The sequence below is a fragment of the Shinella zoogloeoides genome, from assembly GCF_030733845.1.
In the GTDB taxonomy this organism is placed as follows: domain Bacteria; phylum Pseudomonadota; class Alphaproteobacteria; order Rhizobiales; family Rhizobiaceae; genus Shinella; species Shinella zoogloeoides_C.
The window spans coordinates 2,449,168-2,469,250 of the sequence record NZ_CP132311.1; the positions used below are offsets into that span (position 1 = coordinate 2,449,168).

The 20,083-nt window shown below is 63.5% G+C and carries 16 protein-coding genes and 2 pseudogenes; 9 read left to right on the top strand and 9 right to left on the bottom strand.

What is annotated here, in order from left to right; all coding sequences use genetic code 11:
* Positions 1-55: 55 nt before the first annotated feature.
* From Q9316_RS13130 to Q9316_RS13145, 4 genes are all read left to right on the top strand, one after another.
* A complete protein-coding gene (locus Q9316_RS13130; protein WP_306032053.1) occupies positions 56-958 on the top strand; it encodes a metallophosphoesterase family protein in 903 nt (300 codons plus the stop codon).
* Positions 959-1,089: 131 nt separating this feature from the next.
* The gene (locus Q9316_RS13135; RefSeq protein ID WP_371877912.1) at positions 1,090-1,722 is read left to right on the top strand and encodes a tetratricopeptide repeat protein; all 633 of its coding nucleotides are present in this window, start codon (positions 1,090-1,092) and stop codon (positions 1,720-1,722) included.
* A gap of 194 nt (positions 1,723-1,916) precedes the next feature.
* On the top strand, positions 1,917-2,435 hold the full coding sequence (locus Q9316_RS13140; RefSeq protein WP_306032054.1) for an RNA polymerase sigma factor: 519 nt from the start codon (positions 1,917-1,919) through the stop codon (positions 2,433-2,435).
* A 2-nt stretch (positions 2,436-2,437) separates the two neighbouring features.
* The gene (locus Q9316_RS13145; protein WP_306032055.1) at positions 2,438-3,292 is read left to right on the top strand and encodes an anti-sigma factor family protein; all 855 of its coding nucleotides are present in this window, start codon (positions 2,438-2,440) and stop codon (positions 3,290-3,292) included.
* Between the two features lie 121 nt (positions 3,293-3,413).
* On the opposite strand, the pseudogene Q9316_RS13150 reads toward Q9316_RS13145, so the two are convergent.
* A pseudogene (locus tag Q9316_RS13150) lies at positions 3,414-3,572 on the bottom strand (VOC family protein); the annotation flags it as partial.
* A gap of 123 nt (positions 3,573-3,695) precedes the next feature.
* Between Q9316_RS13150 and istA the strand changes: the two are divergent.
* Together istA and istB are read left to right on the top strand one after the other, a co-directional pair.
* Positions 3,696-5,192, top strand: coding sequence for an IS21 family transposase (istA, locus tag Q9316_RS13155; protein ID WP_431522392.1), 1,497 nt, complete (start codon positions 3,696-3,698; stop codon positions 5,190-5,192).
* Positions 5,189-5,947, top strand: a complete 759-nt coding sequence (gene istB / locus Q9316_RS13160; RefSeq protein ID WP_242218626.1) for an IS21-like element helper ATPase IstB — start codon at positions 5,189-5,191, stop codon at positions 5,945-5,947. Before istA ends, istB begins: the two co-directional genes overlap by 4 nt.
* 131 nt (positions 5,948-6,078) lie before the next feature.
* Here the strand turns inward: istB and Q9316_RS13165 are convergent.
* The 7 genes and pseudogenes from Q9316_RS13165 to Q9316_RS13195 form a co-directional block, all read right to left on the bottom strand.
* A pseudogene (locus tag Q9316_RS13165) lies at positions 6,079-6,399 on the bottom strand (VOC family protein); the annotation flags it as partial.
* 140 nt (positions 6,400-6,539) lie between these two features.
* Positions 6,540-8,246, bottom strand: coding sequence for a 2-isopropylmalate synthase (gene leuA, locus Q9316_RS13170; RefSeq protein ID WP_306032056.1), 1,707 nt, complete (start codon positions 8,244-8,246; stop codon positions 6,540-6,542).
* A 499-nt stretch (positions 8,247-8,745) separates the two neighbouring features.
* Positions 8,746-9,324, bottom strand: a complete 579-nt coding sequence (locus Q9316_RS13175) for an ATP-dependent Clp protease proteolytic subunit (protein ID WP_117366840.1) — start codon at positions 9,322-9,324, stop codon at positions 8,746-8,748.
* 137 nt (positions 9,325-9,461) lie between these two features.
* Complete coding sequence (locus tag Q9316_RS13180) at positions 9,462-10,382, bottom strand: cation diffusion facilitator family transporter (protein ID WP_306032058.1); 921 nt, start codon at positions 10,380-10,382, stop codon at positions 9,462-9,464.
* Positions 10,383-10,536: 154 nt separating this feature from the next.
* Positions 10,537-11,337 (bottom strand): signal peptidase I, encoded by an 801-nt coding sequence (gene lepB / locus Q9316_RS13185; protein ID WP_306032059.1) that lies wholly within the window; start codon positions 11,335-11,337, stop codon positions 10,537-10,539.
* 75 nt (positions 11,338-11,412) lie between these two features.
* Positions 11,413-13,608, bottom strand: coding sequence for an anthranilate synthase (locus tag Q9316_RS13190; RefSeq protein WP_306032060.1), 2,196 nt, complete (start codon positions 13,606-13,608; stop codon positions 11,413-11,415).
* A gap of 264 nt (positions 13,609-13,872) precedes the next feature.
* Positions 13,873-16,155: a TonB-dependent hemoglobin/transferrin/lactoferrin family receptor gene (locus tag Q9316_RS13195; RefSeq protein ID WP_306032062.1), complete on the bottom strand. Its 2,283-nt coding sequence runs from the start codon at positions 16,153-16,155 to the stop codon at positions 13,873-13,875.
* 416 nt (positions 16,156-16,571) lie between these two features.
* On the opposite strand from Q9316_RS13195, the gene Q9316_RS13200 reads away from it, so the two are divergent.
* The 3 genes from Q9316_RS13200 (at position 16,572) to Q9316_RS13210 (ending at position 18,325) form a co-directional block, all read left to right on the top strand.
* On the top strand, positions 16,572-16,880 hold the full coding sequence (locus tag Q9316_RS13200; protein ID WP_306032063.1) for a hypothetical protein: 309 nt from the start codon (positions 16,572-16,574) through the stop codon (positions 16,878-16,880).
* 147 nt (positions 16,881-17,027) lie between these two features.
* The gene (locus tag Q9316_RS13205; RefSeq protein ID WP_306032064.1) at positions 17,028-17,714 is read left to right on the top strand and encodes an extensin-like domain-containing protein; all 687 of its coding nucleotides are present in this window, start codon (positions 17,028-17,030) and stop codon (positions 17,712-17,714) included.
* A gap of 104 nt (positions 17,715-17,818) precedes the next feature.
* A complete protein-coding gene (locus Q9316_RS13210) occupies positions 17,819-18,325 on the top strand; it encodes a DUF1993 domain-containing protein (RefSeq protein WP_306032065.1) in 507 nt (168 codons plus the stop codon).
* 35 nt (positions 18,326-18,360) lie between these two features.
* On the opposite strand, the gene Q9316_RS13215 is transcribed toward Q9316_RS13210, so the two are convergent.
* Positions 18,361-20,040, bottom strand: coding sequence for a formate--tetrahydrofolate ligase (locus tag Q9316_RS13215; RefSeq protein ID WP_306032066.1), 1,680 nt, complete (start codon positions 20,038-20,040; stop codon positions 18,361-18,363).
* Positions 20,041-20,083 lie beyond the last annotated feature (43 nt).

Here is a 20,083-nt window from a genome sequence, read left to right on the forward strand (position 1 = left end):
CAGGAATATCCACGCCTTGCGTTTCCCTTGGCGGTCTTATGTTCTAAGGAGGGGTATGTTCAGACTTGCCCATATATCGGACGTCCATCTCGGGCCGCTGCCGGCCCTCACCTTTCTGGAGCTGTTTTCCAAGCGCATCACCGGCTTCGTGAACTGGCATCGGAACCGTCGCCGGCACCTGTTCACCAACACGCTCGACCTCGTGCTTGATGACATCGAACGGCAGAACCCCGATCATCTCGCCATCACCGGAGACTTCGTGAACCTTGCGACCGGGCTGGAGATCGCCGCGGTGAAACACTGGCTGCCGGAGGCCGGACCGCCGGAAGACGTCTCCATCGTGCCGGGCAACCACGACGCCTATGTGCGCGGCGCCTACGAGAAATCGACGCGCGCCTGGTATCCCTATATGCGCGGCGACGCGGCCCCCGCCGAATGGCAGGAGGACATGCACGTCTTTCCCTATCTGCGGGTGCGCGGCCAGGTGGCGATCATCGGCTGCTCGACCGCCGTCGCGACGCCGCCCTTCGCCGCCTCGGGCTATTTCGGCAGCCGGCAGGCCCGCGAGGCGGTGAACATGCTGCGCGCCGCCGGCGAGGCCGGTCTCTTCCGCGTCGTCCTCATCCATCACCCGCCGATCCGCGGTGCGACCTCCTTCCACAAGCGCATGATCGGCATCCGCCGCTTCGCCGCGACGATCTCCACCGGCGGCGCGGAGCTCGTTCTGCACGGCCACACCCATCTCGACACCGTGCATTGGCTGCCGGGCCAGACGAAGCCGGTACCGGTCGTCGGCATCGCCTCCGCCTCGCAGGGGCCGGGCGGGCACAAGCCGCCGGCGGGCTACAATCTCTTCTCGATTTCCGGCGCACCGGGAAACTGGGAGATCCTGCGCGAGCGCCATGCCCTGACGCCTGATGGCGCCGCGCTGGCGCTTGCCGAGACGACACGTTTCTAAAAGCACCCGCGAATAAATCCCCCGCTCCATCCGTACCATTTCCCTAGAGCGGCCTGCCCCGGCGAACACCCTGCGCCGGCCGTTCGAAGACGGCCAGCGCCCGGCAGATGATCCGATCGAGAGGGAATCCCATGACCATGCTCCGCCACACCATGCTGCTTTCATTCTGCGCCGCCGTCTCGCTGACGGCGCTTGTCCCCGCGAGGGCCGCCGATTCCGATACGACCACGCCGCCGGTCGCCACCGAGACGACGACGACCTGCACCGACGGCAAGATCTGGAACGAGGAAAAGAAGGAATGCCTCGCGCCCGAGGACATGAAACCGGCCGAAACGACACCGGCGGAAGGCACGCCGGCCGACGACAAGGCCAAGACGGAAGAGCAGAAGAAGACCGAACGTGAGATCGACGACAAACTCTACGAGGCCGCGCGCGAATTCGCCTATGCCGGCCAGTACGAGAACGCGCTGCGCGCGCTGCGCACCGCATCCGATCAGGAAGACCCGCGCATCCTCAACTATCTCGGCTACAACACCCGCAAGCTTGGCAACATGGAACTCGGCATGCGCTACTACAAGCGCGCGCTGCAGAAGGACGGGAACTACATCCTCGCCCGCTCCTATATGGGCCAGGCCCTGATCGAACAGGGCGACATCGAGGGTGCCCGCGTCCAGCTCGTCGAGATCCGCGACCGCGGCGGCGAGAACACCTGGGCCTATCGCGCGCTGCTGCAATCGCTCGGCGGCGAACGCGTCACCTACTAAAGGTGCCGGCGGCGCTGTCCGAAACCGGGACGGCGCCGGCCAACACGGGGACAATCGTTGAGGGAACACAGGAAACTGCGTTCCGGGATGCCGTTCATGCTTGCAGACCCAAGGAAGAATGTTTCATATCAGACGGTCGCCGCCCAGCCGGGGGCGAATAGAGTTTTGATCCCGAACGTTTCCTTGGAAAAGCAATGCGTCCGACGGCAGAATCGAATGAGTTCCGGCGAGAATTGGTCAATTTGCTGCCGAAGTTGCGTCGTTTCGCCATGACGCTGACGCGCAACGGCAGCGATGCCGACGACCTCGTGCAGGAGGCGTGCGAGCGGGCCATCACGCGGAGCCATCTCTGGAACGGGGAAGGCCGGCTGGAAAGCTGGGTTTATGCCATGACGCGCAATCTCTGGGTGGACGAAATCCGCAAGCGAAAGGTCCGCACAGGGTCCGGCACGGTAGATGTCGCAGAGCAGGATAACCTGCATATCGAAGCGTCGGCCGACAAGGCGGTCTATGCCAAACAGTTGCACAAGTTGATCATGACGATGCCGGAGGGCCTTTCGAGCGTCTTCCTGCTGGTGAATGTCGAAGGCCACAGCTACCGGGAGGCGGCGGATATCCTCGGGATACCGATCGGCACTGTGATGAGCAGGCTTTCGGCGGCCCGCATCAGGCTTGCGGCCATGATCTCCGAACAGGCAGAAAGGAGAGCCTGATCGTGGAAAGCACACAGGGTCTCCCTCTGGAAGTACGGCTATCGGCCTATCTCGACGGGCAGCTTCCGCAGTCGGAAGTGGATGAAATCAACGCGATGCTCGCCGCGGACGACGATGCGCGCATCGTCTACGAAAAGCTCAAGCTCGGCAGCGAGTTCGGCGCCCGCGCCTTCGACAGGATGCTGCAGGAGCCGATCCCGCTCGATCTGGTGCGCAACATCAAGGAAGCCGGCAAGAACGAGGACGAACCGCCGAAGCTCGGTTTCGCCGACATTCCCATGGCCACCCTGCCCGCCTCCCGCCGCAGCGCCTTCTGGCCGCAGGCGCTGGCCGCCTCGTTCGTCATCTTCCTGGCCGGCGGCGCTGCCGGCTACCTGATTTCCGAACAGAAGCAGACCTCCTTCAACGTCGCGAACAACCAGTTCGCGCCGGCCCGCACCTGGCTCGACGACATCGCGGACTACCACCGCATCTATGCGCGCCAGACGCGCCATCTGGTGGAAGTGCCCGCCAGCGAAGAGGCCCATATCGTCGAATGGCTGTCGGCCAGCACCGGCGTCAACTTCGCCCTGCCCGATCTTTCCGGCCAGAAGCTCACCTTCGAGGGCGCACGCCTGCTGGTCGCCGGCGGCAAGCCGACCGCCCAGCTCCTCTACCGCGATGCGGAGAACGAGATCTTCGCCATCTGTTTCCTCCAGTCCGACCCTGTCGAGGGCAGGACGGACCTTGCGGAGAGCATGCGCAACGATCTCGGCCTGATCTCCTGGCAGAAGGGCAACGCCTCCTTCGTGGTGGTCGGCCCCTCGGCCGACCCGAGCCTCGAGCAGATCGCCGAGAAGGTTTCCACGAGCATCTAGAGTTTGTCAGGGAAAAGTGGGAACCGGTTTTCCCGAAAAGACAAACGAAAACAAAAAAGTCTACAGTCTGTCCGGTTCAGAATGAACCGGACAGACTGTAGCGCTTCGGAAAGGCTTCGCCTTATCCGCGCCGCGCCGCTTCGATCGCCGCGACGTCGATCTTCTTCATCGTCATCATGACATCGAAGGCGCGCTTCGCCTCGTCGCCGCCGACCCTGAGCGCCTCCATCAGCACGCGCGGCGTGATCTGCCAGGAAACGCCCCAGCGGTCCTTGCACCAGTGAGAGCGGCGGTGCAAAAGTCGGCCACGGTAGCGGCGGCATAATGCTGCTGCGGGCGGAGTAAAATCCGGCCACCTATCTTCCTTCTGCAATGATCGCAGGAGGGACAGGGGATCTACACCGTGGAACTATATCTGAAGGTTCGTCTGGCTGTTTCGGAAGGGATGACGCAGCGTCAGGCGGCGAAGCATTTCAACATATCGCGCGACAGCGTGGCGAAGATGGTGTCGTATTCGACGCCACCCGGTTACCAGCGGCGATCACCGATCCGGCGTCCGAAGCTGGATGCGTTTGTTTCGACGATCGAGCATTGGCTCGACGAGGACCTGAAGGTGCCGCGCAAGCAGCGGCATACGGCCAGGCGGGTATTTGACCGCCTGCGCGACGAGTGCGGGTTCACCGGCGGCTACACGATCATCAAGGACTACATGCGCGAGCGGGATCAGCGCCGGCAGGAAGTGTTCGTGCCACTTGCCCATCCGCCGGGCCACGCGCAGGCCGATTTCGGCGAGGCGATGGTGGTGATCGGCGGTGTGGAACAGAAGGCCCGCTTCTTCGTGCTGGATCTTCCGCATAGTGATGGCTGCTATGTTCGGGCCTATCCGGCGGCGGTGGCCGAGGCCTGGGTGGACGGTCACATCCATGGATTTGCCTTCTTCGGGGGCGTGCCGCAGTCGATCGTCTACGACAACGACCGTTGCCTGGTCGCAAAGATCCTGCCCGACGGTACACGCAAGCGGGCGGTGTTGTTCAGCGGCTTCCTGTCCCACTACCTGATCCGGGATCGCTATGGGCGGCCGGGAAAGGGCAATGACAAAGGGAATGTCGAGGGCCTTGTGGGCTACGCCCGGCGCAACTTCATGGTGCCGATCCCGCAGTTTGCGACATGGGATGCGTTCAACGCCTTTCTGGAGGAGCAGTGCCGCAAACGCCAGCGCGACAGGCTGCGCGGCGAGAGCGAGACGATCGGCGAGCGCCTGCAGCGGGATCTGGCGGCCATGCGTCCATTGCCGACATCACCCTTCGATGCCTGCGATCAGGCCAGCACCAGCGTAACGGCCCAGTCCCTGGTGCGCTACAAGACCAACGACTATTCCGTGCCGGTCGCCTACGGTCATCAGGACGTCTGGGTGCGGGGCTATGTCGACGAGGTGGTGATCGGCTGCCGTGGCGAGATCATTGCTCGCCATCCGCGGTGCTGGGATCGGGAAGACGTCGTCTTCGACCCTATCCACTACCTGCCGCTGATCGAGCAGAAGATCAATTCCCTGGATCAGGCCGCCCCTCTGCAAGGCTGGGACCTGCCGGAAGAGTTCGCTACGCTGCGCCGGCTGATGGAAGGCCGCATGGCCAAGCATGGTCGGCGGGAATACGTTCAGGTTCTGCGCCTGCTGGAGAGCTTCGAGCTCGCCGACCTGCATGCGGCGGTGAAGCAGGCAATCCAGCTCGGCGCAATCGGATTCGATGCGGTCAAGCATCTGATCCTGTGCCGGGTCGAGCGACGGCCACCTCGACTGGACCTGGCGATCTATCCCTACCTGCCGAGGGCGACGGTCGAGAAGACCTCGGCGAAAGCCTACATGCGGCTTTTGTCGTCTGATGCGGGAGAAGCGGCATGAGCACCGAAGCACCCGAGATACTGCTTGCCCACTATCTCAAGACCCTGAAGCTGCCGACCTTCCAGCGCGAGTATCAGAAGCTGGCCCGGTTATGCGCCACCGAGGGCGTCGACCACATCGACTACCTGTTCCGGCTTGCCGAACGGGAGATGATCGAACGCGATCGCCGCAAGGTCGAACGCCGGATCAAGGCGGCCAAATTCCCTGTCGTCAAAAGCCTCGACAGCTTCGACTTCACAGCCATCCCCAAGCTGAACAAGATGCAAGTGCTGGAGCTGGCACGTTGCGAGTGGATCGACCGCCGCGAGAACGTGATCGCTCTCGGCCCCAGCGGCACGGGCAAGACGCATGTCGCACTCGGCCTCGGACTGGCGGCCTGCCAGAAGGGGCTGTCCGTCGGCTTCACCACGGCCGCCGCCCTGGTCAGTGAGATGATGGAGGCGCGTGACGAGCGGCGTCTGCTCCGTTTCCAAAAGCAGATGGCAGCCTACAAGCTGCTGATCATCGATGAGCTGGGCTTCGTGCCGCTGTCCAAGACCGGCGCGGAATTGTTGTTCGAGTTGATCTCCCAGCGTTACGAGCGCGGTGCGACCATGATCACCAGCAATCTGCCTTTCGACGAATGGACGGAAACCCTGGGGTCCGAGCGTCTGACCGGCGCCCTGCTCGATCGCATCACCCACCACGTCAACATCCTCGAGATGAACGGCGACAGCTACCGTCTCGCCCAAAGCCGCGCCCGAAAGGCCGGCTGACGCCTTCTCTGAAAATCGCCGCGCGCGCCTGAGACCCCCGCTCGGGCTACGCCCTCCCGGCGGTCTCAGGCGCGCGCCAAGGTGGCCGACTTTTGCTCCGCCCCGTGGCCGGTTTTTACTCCGCCGTTGACACACCAGCCACACTCGCTTTCCTGGCCGCCGTTTCCGACGATCGCATTCCAGTACCGGTCGGTTTCCTCCTGGTTCTCCGTCGAGATCTGGAAGGAGAAGGCCTCGCTCTGCTTGAATTCGGGGCCGCCGTTGAGGCCGATGCACGGAACGCCCGCCACGGTGAACTCGACGACCAGCACCTCCCCCTGCTGGCCTGACGGGTAGTCGCCTGGCGCGCGAATGACGGCATCGACCGAGCTGTCGGGAAAGGTTTCGGCGTAGAAGCGGGCGGCCGCCTCGGCATCCTTGTCGTACCAAACGCAGATGGTGTTCTTGGCCATGGTGTGATCCTTTCGAGGGTAGTTTTGGTGATCCTACACATAGAAGACGAACCGACCTTCGCCAGTCCGACACGCCGCCAAAAAGAAAAGCCCGGCAGCAGCGCCACCGGGCTCCGATCTCGTCTGAAAATGTTGGCCGTTCAGCCGCGCGTGGCGATCACATGGTTGGCGGCCGAGACGATGGCTTCGAGCGAGGCCGTCACGATGTTCGTGTTGATGCCGACGCCGAACAGCTTACCGCCGGGATGCTGGACCTCGACATAGGCGATCGCCGCCGCGTTCGATCCCTGCTGGAGCGAGTGCTCGGAATAATCGACCACCGACATGGGAACGTCGAGATAGATCGACAGGGCATTGATGAAGCCGTCGATCGGGCCGGTGCCCTTGCCCTCGATGCGCTTGACCTCGCCGCCGTCGGTGATTTCGGCGGCGACGATGCGCGAGCCCTTCTGGACGGCATCGGGATAGGTGTGGTGGTCGATGAAGCGCAGGCGCGTGCCGGGCTGCGTGACGTAGCGCTCCATGAAGCTCTCATGGATGCGCTTGGCCGGCAATTCGACGCCTTCTTCATCCGTGATGCGCTGGATCTCGTCGCGGAACTCCACCTGCAGGTTGCGCGGCAGGTTGATGCCGTAGTCTTCCTGCAGGATATAGGCGATGCCGCCCTTGCCGGACTGCGAGTTGATGCGGATGATCGCCTCATAGGAACGGCCGACGTCCTGCGGGTCGATCGGCAGGTAAGGCACTTCCCAGATCGGCTTGTTGGCCTTCTTGATGGCCTTCATGCCCTTGTTGATGGCGTCCTGGTGCGAGCCGGAGAAGGCCGTGTAGACCAGTTCGCCGACATAGGGGTGGCGCTCGGGAATGGCCATCTCGTTGGAATATTCGTAGACGGCCTTGATGCGCTCGATGTCGGAGCAGTCGAGCTTGGGATCGACGCCCTGCGTGTACATGTTCAGCGCGAGCGTCACGACGTCCACATTGCCCGTGCGCTCGCCATTGCCGAACAACGTGCCTTCGACGCGGTCGGCGCCGGCCATCAGCGCCAGTTCCGTCGCAGCGATGCCGGTGCCGCGGTCGTTGTGCGGATGCAGCGAGATGATGACGTTCTCGCGGTTGTCGATGTTGCGGCACATCCACTCGATCTGGTCGGCATAGATGTTCGGCGTCGCCATCTCGACGGTGGAGGGCAGGTTGAGGATCAGCTTGTTGTCGGCAGTCGGCTTCACGATCTCGACGACCGCGTTGCAGATTTCCAGCGCCACTTCCAGCTCGGTGCCGGTGAAGCTCTCCGGCGAATATTCGAAGCGGTAGCCGCCACCGGCCTTGGCGGCCATGTCGGTGATCATCTTGGCCGCATCGGTCGCGATCTGCTTGATGCCGGCGACGTCCTTGGCGAACACCACGCGGCGCTGCAATTCGCTGGTCGAATTGTAGAAGTGGATGATCGGCTTGTGCGCGCCTTCCAGAGCCTCGAAGGTGCGGGTGATCAATTCCGGCCGGCACTGCACCAGCACCTGCAGGGAGACGTCCTTGGGCACGTTGCCCTCTTCGACGCACCAGCGGGCGAAGTCGAAGTCGGTCTGCGAGGCGGAGGGGAAGCCGATCTCGATTTCCTTGAAGCCCATGTCGAGCAGGAGCTGGAACATGCGGGCCTTGCGATCGTGGCCCATCGGGTTGATCAGCGACTGGTTGCCGTCACGCAAGTCCACCGAACACCAGATCGGCGCCTCTGTGATCACCTTGCCCGGCCAGGTGCGATCGGGAATGTTGATCGTCGGATAGGCCTGGTACTTGACCGGCGCCTCGGGCATGCCCTGCTTGGAAGTGTGGGTCTTCAAAATCATAGCGTCTTCTCTTCGTCGTCCCGGCATTCGCGGACGTCTTAGCGCAAGCATGGACGCTTGGCGACGGCGAATGGTGGCCTGATGCGGCCGGAACCGGAATTAATGCATGGGGTGGTGAAGCGAGGAGCCATTGCCGGCGGGCTTTTCGGCCGCCGGGCGCTCCTCAGCGAACCCGGCAACCGCGCGTAAGGCCGAGAAGAAGAAGCGAGGAGAAGCCGCGCGAACGCTCGACGACAGCTGCGCTGCCGCGGGAGACTCGTTCGATGATCTGTGCGCTGGTCTTCAACATGAGGCGGCTTATAGCGGGGAGAGGAAGGGAGTGCAAGCCGAAGCGACGATTTTATCGGCGGCGGGTGTGACACCCCCTCTGCCTGCCGGCATCTCCCCCACAAGGGGGGAGAAAGAGAAACGCTCGCTCACCACTCCGAGAGAAACGCAGAGGGCGCGGCAGATTAAGTCCCTCCCCCTTGTGGGGAGGGATTTAGGAAGGGGTTTTCCCTCAGATATCGGCCTGCGAGGTCACGATGCGCGAGACGAGGCCGTAGCCCTTGGCTTCTTCCGCCGAGAGCCAGTAGTCGCGGTCCGTGTCCTTGGCGATCTTCTCGATCGGCTGGCCGGTGGCATCGGCGAATATCTTGTTCAGGCGCTCGTTCATCTTGATGATCTCGCGCGCCTGGATCTCGATATCCGAGGCCATGCCGCGGGTGCCGCCCGACGGTTGGTGCAGCAGGAAGCGGGTGTTGGGCAGGCAAAGGCGCTGTTCCTTCGGCGCCGCGACATAGATCAGCGCACCGGCGGAGGCGACCCAGCCCGTACCGATCATCCAGACCTTCGGCTTGATGAACTTGATCATGTCATGGATCGAATCGCCCGATTCGACATGGCCGCCCGGCGAATTGACGTAGATGCGGATGTCTTCGTCGCTGGCGGCGGCAAGCGCCACGAGCTGCGAGCAGACCTTCTGCGCCAGTTCCTGGTTGATCGGCCCGTAGATGAAGATCGAACGCGACTTGAAAAGGTTCGCCTCCGTTTCCTTGCCCAGGGGCAGTTCCGTCTTCTTGTCGTCTTCGTCGCTCATCCAAAGTCTCCGGATTGCTCGTCAATGGTCCTGTCGCTGTCAGATAATGCGACTCACTGGCCAAGACAATGCAACAAAACCGCTATCGGGCGATAGAGCCTCGCCGCGCCACCGGAAAACAGGGTAAATGGCGGCATTTACGGCGCGGCCTCCGTGGCCGGCGCCACCCGCACGCGCTCGCCATGCGCCTTTTCCGTCTCCGGCTCGACATGGATGGCGATCTGCGCGCCCGGCTGCACGGCGCGGATGGCGTCCTCCAGCCGGTCGCAGATCTCGTGCGCCTCGCCGACCGGCATCCTCGCCGGCACGACGAGGTGGAAATCGACGAAGGTCGCCGCCCCGGCCCGCCGGGTCTTCAGGTCGTGCACGCCGAGCGAACCGGCACCGTGCGCGGCTATCGCCGCCTTGATCGCCTCGGCCTCATCAGGCTCGACCGCATGGTCCATCAGCCCGTCGACCGAATGGGCGATGACCTTCCAGCCCTGATAGAGAATGTTCAGCGCGACGAGCACCGCCAGCAGCGGATCGAGTACGGCATAGCCGGTGGCGAGCGCCAGGACGAGGCCGACGAGCACGCCGACCGATGTGACAACGTCGGACAGGATATGCTGGCCATCCGCCGACAGCGCCGGTGAACGATAGCGCCGGCCGGCGCGGATGAGCACATAGGCCCAGGCCGCGTTGATCGCGCCGGCCGCAAAGTTGATGACGAGACCCAGCGCCGGGGCCTCCATCGGAACCGGCGCCAGCACCGTCGGCACGGCCTCCGCGACGATCAGGAGCGCCGCCACGACGATCAGCACGCCTTCGAGAACCGCCGAAAGATATTCGGCCTTGTGGTGGCCGAAGGGATGCGTCTTGTCGGCCGGTCTTGCCGCATAGCTGACCGCCGCGAAGGCGACGATGGCGGCCACCACGTTGACGCTCGACTCCATCCCGTCCGAAAGCAGCGCCACCGAGCCCGTCACCCACCAGGCGACGAGCTTCAGCCCCATCACGCCCAGCGAAAGCGGAATGCCCCAGAGCGCCAGCCGCTTGACCCTGTCCGAAGTTTCCATGCCACTCTCCATGCGCATGCAACCGAGTTGCAAAAAGCCTGGCCCATCAACGCAAAACCGCCCGCGCGGTGTGTCGCGCAGGCGGTTCTGTCATGGGTGGCGTTTAGAGCAGACGGGCCGGCTTGTCAAAACCGCAAACGCCCTGCGGCATCGTTCATCGGAGCGTCAGCCCGATACGCTCCTTGTCGCCGGCCGCGAGAACCGAGGCGGCGACACCGACGACGTCGGGCTGCGCGACGAAACCGTCTTCGTTGAACATGTCCGGGAAGCGGCTATCGAGCGAGTTGTACCTGTTATCGCCCATGACGAAATATTTGTCGGCCGGCACCGTGACGGGGCCGAAATCGTCCGCTTGGGTCCGCGGCCTCGGGTCCGGCATGGCGATCGTGTAGCTGCGCCCTTCCGGCGTCGTCTCGCGCAGAACCGCTGCGGAAAAGGTGTCGTCGCTATAGGTTTCACCGGTCACCTCGCGGGCAAGGGGCTTGCCGTTGACAAGCACCTCCCCGGCGTGAATCTCGACCGTATCGCCCGGCATGCCGATCACCCGCGTTATGCCCAGCGTCGTGGGCGAGGCAGCGCCCTGATATTTCGCATTGTGCACGAGAACATCGCCCCGGCGGACGGCTCCGAAATCCTTTTGCAGCACGGCAACGGTATCCTTCACGAGCAGCGCCGGCGCCATGGACGTCGAGGGGATTCTGACGAGCTTCACGCCGCAGAGATCGCGGTTCATGCGTGCCAAGTCACAGGTCCTGGGAAGGGTAGCCGCCAGACCGTGTGCGGAACGCTCGGTCGCCGTCTCAATCGCCGTCATATCGGCGGTGAAGGCGCCGGCCTGGGCCAGCCAGACCGGCAAGCCAGCCGAAACGAGGGTCTTTGCCGCCGCCTCCCGCTCGTCCGCAGCATGGGCTCCTGCCGTCGACAGGCAGAGAGCGGCAAAAACCCCGGCGATCATTCGATTTGGCTGCATCATTGCATGTTCTCAGGCTGCGCCGCGCATGTCCCGTGGGAATGCGCGGCAAATGGTCGATCAGGCCACCTTGCTTTTCGCGTCCTTTTTCTTGGAAAGATGCGCCACCACGTTCTCGATCATGCGCATGCCGGCGTCCTGGCCGAGTGTCATGATCGATTCGGGATGGAACTGCACGGCAGCGACCGGTTCGCTGGCATGCTCGATGCCCATGATCGTGCCGTCCTCGCTTTCCGCCGTGATGATGAAATCACGCGGCAGGGTCGAGGGATCGGCGAAGATCGAGTGGTAGCGGCCGACGGTGACGTCCTTGCCGAGGCCGGAGAAGACGATGCCCGGTTCCAGCACGCGGATGCGCGAAGGTTTGCCGTGCATGGGGATGGCGAGCTGGCGCAGCTCCCCGCCATAGGCTTCGGCAAGTGCCTGCAGGCCGAGGCAGACGCCGAAGATCGGCAGGCCCCGGGCCCGCGCCTTCTTGATCGTCGCCTTGCAGTCGAAATCCTTCGGCGTGCCCGGACCGGGCGACAGCACGACGAGATCCGGCTTGATTCGGTCGAACACCTCTTCCGGTACCGGCGTGCGCACGGTCGTCACGCTTGCGCCCGTCTGGCGGAAGTAGTTGGCGAGCGTGTGAACGAAACTGTCCTCGTGATCGACGAGCAGGATGTTCACCCCTGCCCCGACGGAGGCGACGTCGCGCTGGACCTTGGCGGAATTGCCGGACTTGGCGTCGCGGATGGCTGCGATCATGGCGGATGCCTTCAGTTCGGTTTCGGCTTCTTCTTCTTCCGGGCTGGAATCGTAGAGCAGCGTCGCCCCGGCGCGCACTTCCGCGATGCCGTCCTTGATGCGAATGGTGCGCAGCGTGAGGCCCGTGTTCATGTCGCCGTTGAAGCCGACCATGCCGATCGCCCCACCATACCATGCGCGCGGGCTCTTCTCATGCGCCTCGATGAAACGCATCGCCCACAGCTTTGGCGCGCCGGTGACCGTGACGGCCCATGCGTGGGAGAGGAAGCCGTCGAAGGCGTCCATGTCGTCGCGCAGGCGCCCCTCGATATGGTCGACCGTGTGGATGAGACGCGAATACATCTCGATCTGCCGGCGGCCGATGACCTTGACCGAGCCCGGCTCGCAGACGCGGCTCTTGTCGTTCCGGTCAACGTCCGAGCACATGGTCAGCTCGGATTCGTCCTTCTTGGAATTGAGCAGCTTCAGGATCTGCTCCGAGTCGGCGATCGGGTCGTCGCCGCGCTTGATCGTGCCGGAGATCGGGCACGTCTCGATGCGGCGGCCCGACACGCGCACGAACATTTCCGGCGAGGCGCCGACGAGATATTCCTGATTGCCGAGATTGATGAAGAAGGAATAGGGCGACGGGTTGATCGCCTTGAGACGGCGGGAGATTTCCGACGGCTTGCTTTCGCAGCGCTCGAAGAATTTCTGGCCCGGCACCACTTCGAAAAGGTCGCCGCGCCGGAAACTCTCCTTCGCCTTGACGACCAGCTCGGCATATTCGCCGGGACGATGGTCGCCATGCGGCGGGATGACGTCGACGGTCTGGAAGGGCTCCGCTTCGATCGCCTCGCCCTTGCCTTCCGTCGAAAGCCCGCCCTTGGCGAAATCGTAGCGGTCGATCCAGGCCTTGGCGGCATAGTGGTCGACGACGAGGATCTCGTCCGGCAGGAACAGAACCATGTCGCGCTGGTCGTCCGGCCGCTTCAGCTTCAGGTCGATCGCGTCGAACTGGAAGGCGAGGTCGTAACCGAAGGCGCCGTAGAGGCCGAGGCTGGCATCCTCGGCCGAATGGAAGAGGTCCGTGACGGCGCGCAGCACGGTGAAGACCGTCGGCATCTTGGAGCGCTCTTCCTCGGTGAATACCCGGTCGGGCATCTTCACGTCGAGGTCGAGACGATTTGCCGTGCGGGTACCGAGCGCCAGTTCCGGCACCTGCGCCAGACGATCGGCGATCAGCGACAGCAGCACCTCGCCGCGCGCATTGTAGGCCTCGATCCATACGGCGCGGCCGAAGGAGGAAATGCCGAGCGGCGGATCGACGACGGCCGTGTCCCAGCGCGTATAGCGGCCCGGATATTCGTAGTTGGACGAGAAGACCGCGCCGCGCCGCTCGTCGAGCTTGTCGACATAGGCGGAGATCGCATGTGCGTAGTCCGCGGCCCGGCGGCGGCGGGTGACGGTCACGCCGCCCCGCGTCTCATAGGCTTCGCCGCCGTCTTCCAGAATTATCGTGGCCATTCCCAACTCCGTTTCAGGCCCGGTCTCTTGCAGGCGGCCAGAACACAAAAAAGCCGCCTCGAAGGTTCCGGGCGGCTTGTCGTCTCAATCACGCATGACTGGTCAAGGCCGCCTCAGCGAGCCCACCACCAGCCAGCGATGATGCGTGCGTTTATCATGGCGGGAATTGTTAGCGGCAGACGCGGGCTTGCGCAAGAGCCCGTTTTGCGGCCGAAAGGAAAAGGGCGGCCGAAGCCGCCCTGTCCTTGAATCTTGGTCACGATCTCAGAAGCGCTGGGTCAGCGACACCTTGAAGGTGCGGCCCGCCTCCGAATAGAAATCGACCGGCTGGTTCGTGCTCGTAAAGCTCGTCGGGTCGATGTCGCGCACGCCGATCGCGTTCCAGTACTTCTTGTCGAAGATGTTGTAGACGCCGGCCTGGACGCGAAGGCCCTGGAACTGCTCCGGCTCCCACCACGTCGTGAAGTTGGCGATGCCGTAGCCCGGTGCGTCGAACGTCTTTGGATCGGCATCGTCCCGCATGGCGGCCGAGAAGACGCCCGAAAGCTCAAGCCCCCAGGTCTCCTGCTGGTAACCGACGCCGACGATCGACTTCAAGGGTGCGACCGAGCGGATGAATTCGCCGGTTTCCTTGTCCTTGCCGTAGGTATAGGCCAGCGAGCCGTTCACATAGAGACCGTTCGCGAACTCCTTGCGTGCCTTGAGCTCGACGCCGGACATTTCGACGCGATTGCGGTTCGCCCAGCTGTTGATCAGGAAGCCCTGGGGGAAATAGCCGGCGGGATAGGCGGAGCTGTACTCCTCCGTCGTATCGATGAAGTTGCGGTACTTGTTGTGGAAGAGCGTCACCTTGCCGGTGAAGTCCCCCGCATCGTAGTTCGCTCCGATCTCGAAGCCCTGACCGGTTTCCGCCTTCAGGTCCGGATTGCCGAGAACCGTGTAGCCGCCCACCGTATTGGTGAAGTTGCTGTAGAGTTCGGTGACCGTCGGCGCACGATAGGACATGGACCACTGTGCGAAGAGTTCCAGTTCCTGCGTTGCCTGGTAGGAGGCCAGAAGCTTGGGCGACAGGCGCGTTCCGCTCTGCCCCTCCGGCAGGCCGAAGTAACCGAAGCCCGTATTGCCGGTGAAGGCCGCGCTGGATTTCGGATTGTAGTCGTACCAGTCGAAGCGCAGGCCGGGCGTCAGGGTGAAGCCGCTGTCGCCGAATACGATCTCGTCTTCGGCAAAAAGGCCGAGGCGCGTGCCGTCGACATCAGGCACGTCGGCCTGCGACGCCGAAGGCGACGTTGCCGAGGTGCCGCCGATGGACGTGACGAACTGGTCGTACTGGAACATGCTCAGATTACCGCCAAGCCTGACGGAATGGCTGAGCGTACCCGTCTCGAATTCGGAAACGGTACCCCCGGTCAGGCCGAACGAGCCTTCGCGCGTCTGGTTCTCGCGATCGTATCTCCAGGAGGCCGCCGTCGGCGTCCCATTGGCGAAGCGGGTCGCGTTCGAGCCGGAATCCTTGGTCAGGCGCTGCCAGTAAAGCGTGAATTTGGCCGCGTCGATCAGGCCACCGGCCTCCGGCGCCTGATAGTCGTAGTCGAGCGAGACGCGCTCGCGCGTCGTATCGTCGAAGCCCCAGTAATAGCCCGGCCGGTAAGTCGTGCCGTTCATCAAGGTCTTCAGGTCGCTGTCCGTGTCGCGCGCAAAGCGTTCCGCCGTCAGGCCGATCCTGTGGCCGCCCTCGAGGTCCTGACGGACCTTGAACAGGAAGTTGCTCTGCTTGCTGTCCATCGGGTTAGGCACGGTGCGCAGCGAGCCGATCCTGTCGACCGTGCCCTGATTCTCCCGCTCATGCCCGCGCTTGTAGCCGCCCTGGAACAGGACCGAGGTATTGCCGAACCGCTTGGCCACCGCCACGGAACCGTTGAAGCTGCTGTCTTGACCGTCATAGCCGGTCTTTGCCAGCCCACCCCAATCGCGCCCTTCGCCGATCAAGTCCTCCGGCTCGAGCGTGCGCAGGATCAGCGCACCGCCGAGCGCGCCCGGACCGATGCGGCTGGAATCCGAACCGCGCAGCACGTCGACCGACGACAGCGAAGCGAAGTCGAAGCTGTTGCTGCTGTCGCTGATGCCCGTCGTTGGCGATTGCGCACCGGTACGGGTCAGCGTTTCGAGATAGGGGACCGGAATATCGTCGATAAGGGTCGCGATACGCGCGCCGCCCATGCCGCGGATGAACATGCCGCCGGCAGCGCCCGGACGACTTTCAATGTAGTCCACGCCCGGCTCGGTGGTATTGCCGAGGTCGCCGACGCTGGCGATTTCCTTCTTGCGGATCGTTTCTGCCGACGTCTCGGAAATGAGCGGAGTGTTTCCGACGATGCCGGGCTTGACCACCCGCTTGCCCTTGACGACGATCGGCTGCAGCGCGGTGCTGTCGGCGGTCGCGGCAGCGCCGCCCGCGGCATCCTGCGCGAAGGCATCGGCGGAAAGCGAGAGCACGGCGATGGCCGTGCATGCCAGAAGTGCGGAACGGGAACGCCGAGCCTGCATGTCTATCCTCTATTCGGTCAGCTCGCACGGCATCGCTCCCGCGCACGGAATGCGCCGGTGGGCCATGCGGAAATATGGCAAAAACGTGGTGGGCCGGAACCCGACCCATCGCTATGAAACATGATTAAACTTGTCAACATAAAAAAGCTGACTTTATCAATCAACTATAAAGGAACGGCACCCATGTCACATAAATGCCAGTTTTCAAGAACGCGGTGGGGGAAATCTCTTGGCCGGCGCCGCCGCCTCAGGATGTTGCGTCGAGGCTTCCGGAGATGACGATTCCATCCGCGCCGTACGCGGCACGGCGAAACAATCTGTCAATATCCCGAATTTTCGCCATGCCCGGACATTTGCTCCTTTTTTGAGCATGTGCTAATGGCAGCCTGAAAAACTAGGCTAGCAAGGCAATATCCATGGTCTCCATCATGGTGGAAACGTTCCGCGAGATGCAGCTTCGGCTCGCGGACACGATCGAGCAATATGAAACGCCCGAATTCAAGGCGCTGGATGGCGACATCGCCGCGGTCTTCCACGATCTCTACCGGCATGCCCCGCGCAATGCCGAGGAAGCGCGCACCCTGGTCGGCTTCTTCCTCGACATCATCGAGAACAACGACGCGGGCGACAACCTCCACCTCATCGAGCGCGTCCGGGCGATCGTCGACGACTGCCCCGGCTCAAGCCGGCCATCGATGGAAATCGCGCACGGCGCGGGCATCTAGCCTTCCATCGGCAACCAATTCGCTTCCGCGGCGTTTCCCTGCTGATTTTCTCAGCCGGGAGACGGACCCATCGACTTTTTCCCCCGCATAGCCCTTCTCGCCGCCGCCCTCGTGCTTGCCGGCGCTGAACTCCCCAAGGAAGGCCCCTTGCCGCTCTCGAAACCCGAGCAGCGGCAGGCGGACGAGACGAAGGCAGCCCCCGCGGAGGACGCTAAGGCTGAGGCTGCGCGAAAGGCAAAGGACGAGGAGGAAAAGGCGAAGCAGCGTCCGCAAGAGGACACCAAGGAGCATGCAGCCTGCCTGATCGCGCTGAAGGCGATCGGGGCGACGTTCGAAGTGGCAAAGCCCGTCGATGACGGCAAGGCCTGCGGCATCGACAAGCCGGTCCTGCTCAAGGCATTGCCCGAGGGCGTCAAGGTCGAACCCGAAGCCACCATCCGCTGCGATACGGCGCTGCAGCTTGCACGCTGGCTGGAAGGATCGGTAAAGCCGTCGCTCGAAGCAGCCATGCCCGGCGAGACGATCACCGGCCTCTCCCAGGCTTCCGGCTATGTGTGCCGCAATCGAAACGGCGCGACGGAGGGGAAGATCTCCGAGCATGCCTTCGGCAACGCCATCGACATCGCCGGCTTCACGCTGAAGAGCGGCAAGATGCTGACCATCCGCCCGGCCGACAAGGATTCCACCCTGGAGGGCGCCTTCCAGCGCGCCATCACGGAAGCCGCCTGCCTCTACTTCACGACCGTGCTCGATCCCGGCAGCGACGCGGCGCATGAGAACCACCTGCATCTCGACGTGAAGGAACGGCGCGGCGGCTACCGCTACTGCTGGTGACGCCGCAATATTTTGCTTCGCGCCTGAAAAGACGGCATGGCGGCACCTATCTGTAGCGCAGCCGGCAACGGCCATCCACCATTCCCATCCAGAGGTTCCCGCCCATGTCGATCACCCCCTACGAACTCTCCATCCCGGCCTTCCAGCGCGGTTTCGCCGTGCTCTCCAAACTGCTCGACAAGGCGGAGGCCTTCGCCGAGGAAAAGAAGATCAAGCCGGAAATCCTGGTCAACGCACGCCTCGCGCCGGACATGCTCTCGCTTGCCGGGCAGATCCAGCGCATGAGCGACACCGCCAAGGGCGCCGCTTCCCGCCTCACCGGCACGGATGCGCCGAGCTTTCCCGATGACGAGACGACGCTTGCGGACCTGCGCACCCGCATCGAGAAGACCACCGCCTATCTCGCCTCCGTGCCGGAGGCCGCCTTCGAGGGCGCGGCGGAACGCACCGTCGTCCTGAAGACGCGCGGCGGCGAACTCAGCTCTTCCGGCAAGGAATATCTCCTCACCTTCGTGCTGCCGAACTTCTATTTCCACCTGACGACCGCCTACGCGATCCTGCGCCACAACGGCGTCGCCGTCGGCAAGCTGGACTTCCTCGGCCGCACGTAAATCCCAAAGGGGCGCCAAGCGCCCCTTTTTGCGGCTCAGAACAGGCCTTCGATATAGCCCTCTTCGTTGAGGAAGATCTTCTCCGACGAGGGCACCTTCGGCAGGCCCGGCATGGTCATGATCTCACCGGTGATGACGACGACGAAGCCGGCACCGGCCGAAAGCCTGACCTCGCGCACCGGCACCGTATGGCCGGAGGGCGCGCCGCGCAGGTTCGGATCGGTCGAGAAGGAATATTGCGTCTTGGCCATGCAAACCGGCAGCTTGCCGTAGCCCTGCTCCTCCCAGACGCGCAACTGGTCGCGCACCGACTTGTCGGCGATCACCTCGCCGGCATGGTAGATGTCCTTGGCAATCGTCTCGATCTTCTGGAACAGCGGCATGTCGTCCGGGTAGAGCGGCGAGAATTGCGAAAGGCCGGATTCGGCCAACTCCACCACCTTGCGCGCCAGCTCCTCGATGCCGGCCGAGCCGAGCGCCCAGTGCTGGCACAGGATGGCCTCGGCGCCGAGCGTGGCGACGAAGTCCTTCACCGCCCGGATTTCGGCGTCCGTATCCGAGGTGAAATGGTTGATGGCGACGACCACGGGCACGCCGAACTTCTTCACGTTCTGCACATGCCGGCCAAGGTTGGCGCAACCCTTGCGGACCGCCTCGACATTCTCCCGGCCGAGATCGTCCTTCTTCACCCCGCCGTTCATCTTCATGGCGCGCACGGTCGCCACGATGACCGCGGCATCCGGCTTCAGCCCGGCCTTGCGGCACTTGATGTCGAAGAATTTCTCCGCCCCGAGATCGGCTCCGAACCCCGCTTCCGTCACCACATAGTCGGCAAGCTTGAGCGCCGTCGTGGTGGCGACGACGGAATTGCAGCCATGCGCGATGTTGGCGAACGGGCCGCCATGCACGAAGGCCGGATTGTTTTCCAGCGTCTGCACGAGGTTCGGCTGCATGGCGTCTTTCAGGAGCACCGTCATCGCGCCATCCGCCTTGATATCCCGCGCAAAGACCGGCGACTTGTCGCGGCGGTAGCCGATGATGATATTGCCGAGGCGCCTTTCGAGGTCCCTCAGGTCCATCGCAAGACAGAGGATCGCCATGACCTCCGAGGCGACGGTGATGTCGAAGCCGGTCTCGCGCGGATAGCCGTTGGCGACGCCCCCCAGCGAGCCGACGATATGGCGCAGCGCCCGGTCGTTCATGTCCATCACGCGCCGCCAGGCGATGCGGCGGATGTCGATGTTCTGTTCGTTGCCCCAGTAGATGTGGTTGTCGATCAGCGCGGAAAGCAGGTTGTGCGCCGAAGTGATGGCGTGGAAATCGCCGGTGAAATGGAGGTTCATGTCCTCCATGGGCACGACTTGCGCATAGCCGCCGCCGGCCGCCCCGCCCTTCACGCCGAAGCAGGGGCCAAGCGAGGCTTCACGGATACAGGTGACGGCTCGCTTGCCGATGCGGTTGAGCCCGTCGCCGAGGCCGACGGTCGTCGTCGTCTTGCCCTCGCCCGCCGGTGTCGGATTGATCGCCGTGACGAGGATCAGCTTGCCGTTCTTCCTGCCCCGCTGCGCGGCGATGAATTCGGCGCTGATCTTCGCCTTGTCATGGCCGTAGGGCAGAAGGTGCTCGGCGGGTATGCCGAGTTTTTCGCCGATCTCCAGGATCGGTCTCTTCTTCGCCGCGCGGGCGATCTCGATATCGGATTTCACGTCGGCCATGCGGTGTCGCTCCCTCAAGCGTTGCTACCGCAGCCGGGTCTCC